Origin of the sequence: Streptococcus sanguinis (assembly GCF_008329445.1) — a bacterium.
In the GTDB taxonomy this organism is placed as follows: domain Bacteria; phylum Bacillota; class Bacilli; order Lactobacillales; family Streptococcaceae; genus Streptococcus; species Streptococcus sanguinis_O.
On record NZ_VIBR01000008.1, the window covers coordinates 1 to 5126 of the forward strand.

The window sequence follows — 5126 nt, forward strand, 5'->3', positions numbered from 1 at the left end:
AAAAAGGTATTGACAGGTAGTAGGTATAGGTGATATACTAATATAGTTGTCGCGAAAGACAAAGCCCTTTGAAAACTGAACAAGACGAACCAAGTGCAGGGTGACATAGAGATATGTAACCTGTCAAAAAACGAGAAAATAAATCTGTCAGTGGACAGTAATGAGTGCGAACTCAAACTTTTTAATGAGAGTTTGATCCTGGCTCAGGACGAACGCTGGCGGCGTGCCTAATACATGCAAGTAGAACGCTGAAGAGAGGAGCTTGCTCTTCTTGGATGAGTTGCGAACGGGTGAGTAACGCGTAGGTAACCTGCCTGGTAGCGGGGGATAACTATTGGAAACGATAGCTAATACCGCATGAAATTGCTTATCGCATGATAATTAATTGAAAGATGCAATTGCATCACTACCAGATGGACCTGCGTTGTATTAGCTAGTTGGTGAGGTAACGGCTCACCAAGGCGACGATACATAGCCGACCTGAGAGGGTGATCGGCCACACTGGGACTGAGACACGGCCCAGACTCCTACGGGAGGCAGCAGTAGGGAATCTTCGGCAATGGGGGGAACCCTGACCGAGCAACGCCGCGTGAGTGAAGAAGGTTTTCGGATCGTAAAGCTCTGTTGTAAGAGAAGAACGGGTGTGAGAGTGGAAAGTTCACACTGTGACGGTATCTTACCAGAAAGGGACGGCTAACTACGTGCCAGCAGCCGCGGTAATACGTAGGTCCCGAGCGTTGTCCGGATTTATTGGGCGTAAAGCGAGCGCAGGCGGTTAGATAAGTCTGAAGTTAAAGGCTGTGGCTTAACCATAGTATGCTTTGGAAACTGTTTAACTTGAGTGCAGAAGGGGAGAGTGGAATTCCATGTGTAGCGGTGAAATGCGTAGATATATGGAGGAACACCGGTGGCGAAAGCGGCTCTCTGGTCTGTAACTGACGCTGAGGCTCGAAAGCGTGGGGAGCAAACAGGATTAGATACCCTGGTAGTCCACGCCGTAAACGATGAGTGCTAGGTGTTAGGCCCTTTCCGGGGCTTAGTGCCGCAGCTAACGCATTAAGCACTCCGCCTGGGGAGTACGACCGCAAGGTTGAAACTCAAAGGAATTGACGGGGGCCCGCACAAGCGGTGGAGCATGTGGTTTAATTCGAAGCAACGCGAAGAACCTTACCAGGTCTTGACATCCCTCTGACCGCTCTAGAGATAGAGTTTTCCTTCGGGACAGAGGTGACAGGTGGTGCATGGTTGTCGTCAGCTCGTGTCGTGAGATGTTGGGTTAAGTCCCGCAACGAGCGCAACCCCTATTGTTAGTTGCCATCATTCAGTTGGGCACTCTAGCGAGACTGCCGGTAATAAACCGGAGGAAGGTGGGGATGACGTCAAATCATCATGCCCCTTATGACCTGGGCTACACACGTGCTACAATGGCTGGTACAACGAGTCGCAAGCCGGTGACGGCAAGCTAATCTCTGAAAGCCAGTCTCAGTTCGGATTGTAGGCTGCAACTCGCCTACATGAAGTCGGAATCGCTAGTAATCGCGGATCAGCACGCCGCGGTGAATACGTTCCCGGGCCTTGTACACACCGCCCGTCACACCACGAGAGTTTGTAACACCCGAAGTCGGTGAGGTAACCGTAAGGAGCCAGCCGCCTAAGGTGGGATAGATGATTGGGGTGAAGTCGTAACAAGGTAGCCGTATCGGAAGGTGCGGCTGGATCACCTCCTTTCTAAGGAGTCCGTAAGGACACACGGAATGCACTTGAGTCTTGTTTAGTTTTGAGAGGGCTATGTGGGGCCTTAGCTCAGCTGGGAGAGCGCCTGCTTTGCACGCAGGAGGTCAGCGGTTCGATCCCGCTAGGCTCCATTATCTAGTTTGACTAGATAAAGAACTTGTCCATTGAAAATTGAATACCGATATCAAATAGTAACAAGAAAATAAACCGAAAACGCTGTGAAAATTAATGAGTTTAAGACTGAAAGGTCAAAAATAAGGTTAAGTTAGTAAGGGCGCACGGTGGATGCCTTGGCACTAGGAGCCGATGAAGGACGTGACAAACGACGAAATGCCTCGGGGAGCTGTAAGTAAGCACTTGATCCGGGGATGTCCGAATGGGGGAACCCAACAGGTTGATGCCTGTTACCCATTTCTGTTAAGGAAATGAGGAGGAAGACGCAGTGAACTGAAACATCTAAGTAGCTGCAGGAAGAGAAAGCAAAAGCGATTGCCTTAGTAGCGGCGAGCGAAGAGGCAGGAGGGCAAACCGAAGAGTTTACTCTTCGGGGTTGTAGGACTGCAATGTGGACTCAGAATTTATAGAAGAATGACTTGGGAAAGTCAGCCAAAGAGAGTAAGAGCCTCGTATTTTAAATAGATTCTGTACCTAGCAGTATCCTGAGTACGGCGGGACACGTGAAATCCCGTCGGAATCTGGGAGGACCATCTCCCAACCCTAAATACTCCCTAGTGACCGATAGTGAACCAGTACCGTGAGGGAAAGGTGAAAAGCACCCCGGGAGGGGAGTGAAATAGAACCTGAAACCGTGTGCCTACAACAAGTTCGAGCCCGTTCATGGGTGAGAGCGTGCCTTTTGTAGAATGAACCGGCGAGTTACGTTATGATGCGAGGTTAAGTTGAAGAGACGGAGCCGTAGGGAAACCGAGTCTGAATAGGGCGTTTTAGTATCATGATGTAGACCCGAAACCATGTGACCTACCCATGAGCAGGTTGAAGGTGCGGTAAAACGCACTGGAGGACCGAACCAGGGCACGTTGAAAAGTGCTTGGATGACTTGTGGGTAGCGGAGAAATTCCAAACGAACTTGGAGATAGCTGGTTCTCTCCGAAATAGCTTTAGGGCTAGCGTCGACATTAAGATTCTTGGAGGTAGAGCACTGTTTGGGTGAGGGGTCCATCCCGGATTACCAATCTCAGATAAACTCCGAATGCCAATGAATTATGGTCGGCAGTCAGACTGCGAGTGCTAAGATCCGTAGTCGAAAGGGAAACAGCCCAGACCACCAGCTAAGGTCCCAAAATAATTGTTAAGTGGAAAAGGATGTGGGGTTGCACAGACAACTAGGATGTTAGCTTAGAAGCAGCTATTCATTCAAAGAGTGCGTAATAGCTCACTAGTCGAGTGACCCTGCGCCGAAAATGTACCGGGGCTAAAACAATTTACCGAAGCTGTGGATACCTTTTATAGGTATGGTAGGAGAGCGTTCTATGTGTGGAGAAGGTGTACCGTGAGGAGCGCTGGAACGCATAGAAGTGAGAATGCCGGTATGAGTAGCGCAAGACAGGTGAGAATCCTGTCCACCGTAAGACTAAGGTTTCCAGGGGAAGGCTCGTCCGCCCTGGGTTAGTCGGGACCTAAGGAGAGACCGAAAGGTGTATCCGATGGCCAACAGGTTGAGATTCCTGTACTAGAGTATGAAGTGATGGAGGGACGCAGTAGGCTAACTCGTGCGTACGAATGGATGTACGTCTAAGCAGTGAGGCGTGGTATGAGTCAAATGCTTATACCTATAACGTTGAGCTGTGATGGGGAGCGAAGTTTAGTAGCGAGTGAGTGATGTCACACTGCCAAGAAAAGCTTCTAGCGTTGTATCATACTCTACCCGTACCGCAAACCGACACAGGTAGTCGAGGCGAGTAGCCTCAGGTGAGCGAGAGAACTCTCGTTAAGGAACTCGGCAAAATGACCCCGTAACTTCGGGAGAAGGGGTGCTGACTTTTGTCAGCCGCAGTGAATAGGCCCAAGCAACTGTTTATCAAAAACACAGCTCTCTGCTAAATCGTAAGATGATGTATAGGGGGTGACGCCTGCCCGGTGCTGGAAGGTTAAGAGGAGTGCTTAGCGGTAACGCGAAGGTATGAATTGAAGCCCCAGTAAACGGCGGCCGTAACTATAACGGTCCTAAGGTAGCGAAATTCCTTGTCGGGTAAGTTCCGACCCGCACGAAAGGCGTAATGATTTGGGCACTGTCTCAACGAGAGACTCGGTGAAATTTTAGTACCTGTGAAGATGCAGGTTACCCGCGACAGGACGGAAAGACCCCATGGAGCTTTACTGCAGTTTGATATTGAGTGTCTGTGCCACATGTACAGGATAGGTAGGAGCCTATGAAATCGGGACGCCAGTTTCGATGGAGGCGTTGTTGGGATACTACCCTTGTGTTATGGCCACTCTAACCCGGTAGGTTCATCATCTACGGAGACAGTGTCTGACGGGCAGTTTGACTGGGGCGGTCGCCTCCTAAAAGGTAACGGAGGCGCCCAAAGGTTCCCTCAGACTGGTTGGAAATCAGTCGCAGAGTGTAAAGGTATAAGGGAGCTTGACTGCGAGAGCTACAACTCGAGCAGGGACGAAAGTCGGGCTTAGTGATCCGGTGGTTCCGTATGGAAGGGCCATCGCTCAACGGATAAAAGCTACCCTGGGGATAACAGGCTTATCTCCCCCAAGAGTTCACATCGACGGGGAGGTTTGGCACCTCGATGTCGGCTCGTCGCATCCTGGGGCTGTAGTCGGTCCCAAGGGTTGGGCTGTTCGCCCATTAAAGCGGCACGCGAGCTGGGTTCAGAACGTCGTGAGACAGTTCGGTCCCTATCCGTCGCGGGCGTAGGAAATTTGAGAGGATCTGCTCCTAGTACGAGAGGACCAGAGTGGACTTACCGCTGGTGTACCAGTTGTTCTGCCAAGAGCATCGCTGGGTAGCTATGTAGGGAAGGGATAAACGCTGAAAGCATCTAAGTGTGAAACCCACCTCAAGATGAGATTTCCCATAACGCAAGTTAGTAAGAGCCCTGAGAGAAGATCAGGTTGATAGGTTAGAAGTGGAAGTGTGGTGACACATGGAGCGGACTAATACTAATCGCTCGAGGACTTATCCTAGAATAAGAAATTCATCAGAGTGCAGCGAATGGTTTAGAGAAATGTTAGATTTGATATTGTATTCAATTTTGAGTTGGCAAGGCTTGTCTGAGAGGACAGGACAGTTAATTCAATAGTTAAGTGACGATAGCCTAGGAGATACACCTGTACCCATGCCGAACACAGCAGTTAAGCCCTAGAACGCCGGAAGTAGTTGGGGGTTGCCCCCTGTGAGATATGGTAGTCGCTTAGCG

General features: G+C 50.2%; 1 tRNA gene and 3 rRNA genes. All 4 read left to right on the forward strand.

Annotated elements, in window-relative coordinates:
* The first annotated feature begins 180 nt into the window (after positions 1-180).
* The 4 genes from FKX92_RS11940 to rrf all read left to right on the forward strand — a co-directional run bounded on the left by FKX92_RS11940 (position 181) and on the right by rrf (position 5125).
* Positions 181-1728, forward strand: a 16S ribosomal RNA gene (locus tag FKX92_RS11940).
* 64 nt (positions 1729-1792) lie between these two features.
* Positions 1793-1865 (forward strand) — tRNA-Ala (locus FKX92_RS11945).
* A 127-nt stretch (positions 1866-1992) separates the two neighbouring features.
* A 23S ribosomal RNA gene (locus FKX92_RS11950) occupies positions 1993-4893 on the forward strand.
* 116 nt (positions 4894-5009) lie between these two features.
* Positions 5010-5125, forward strand: a 5S ribosomal RNA gene (gene rrf / locus FKX92_RS11955).
* Together the 16S, 23S and 5S rRNA genes with 1 tRNA gene alongside form the textbook arrangement of a ribosomal RNA operon.
* Position 5126: the final 1 nt, after the last annotated feature.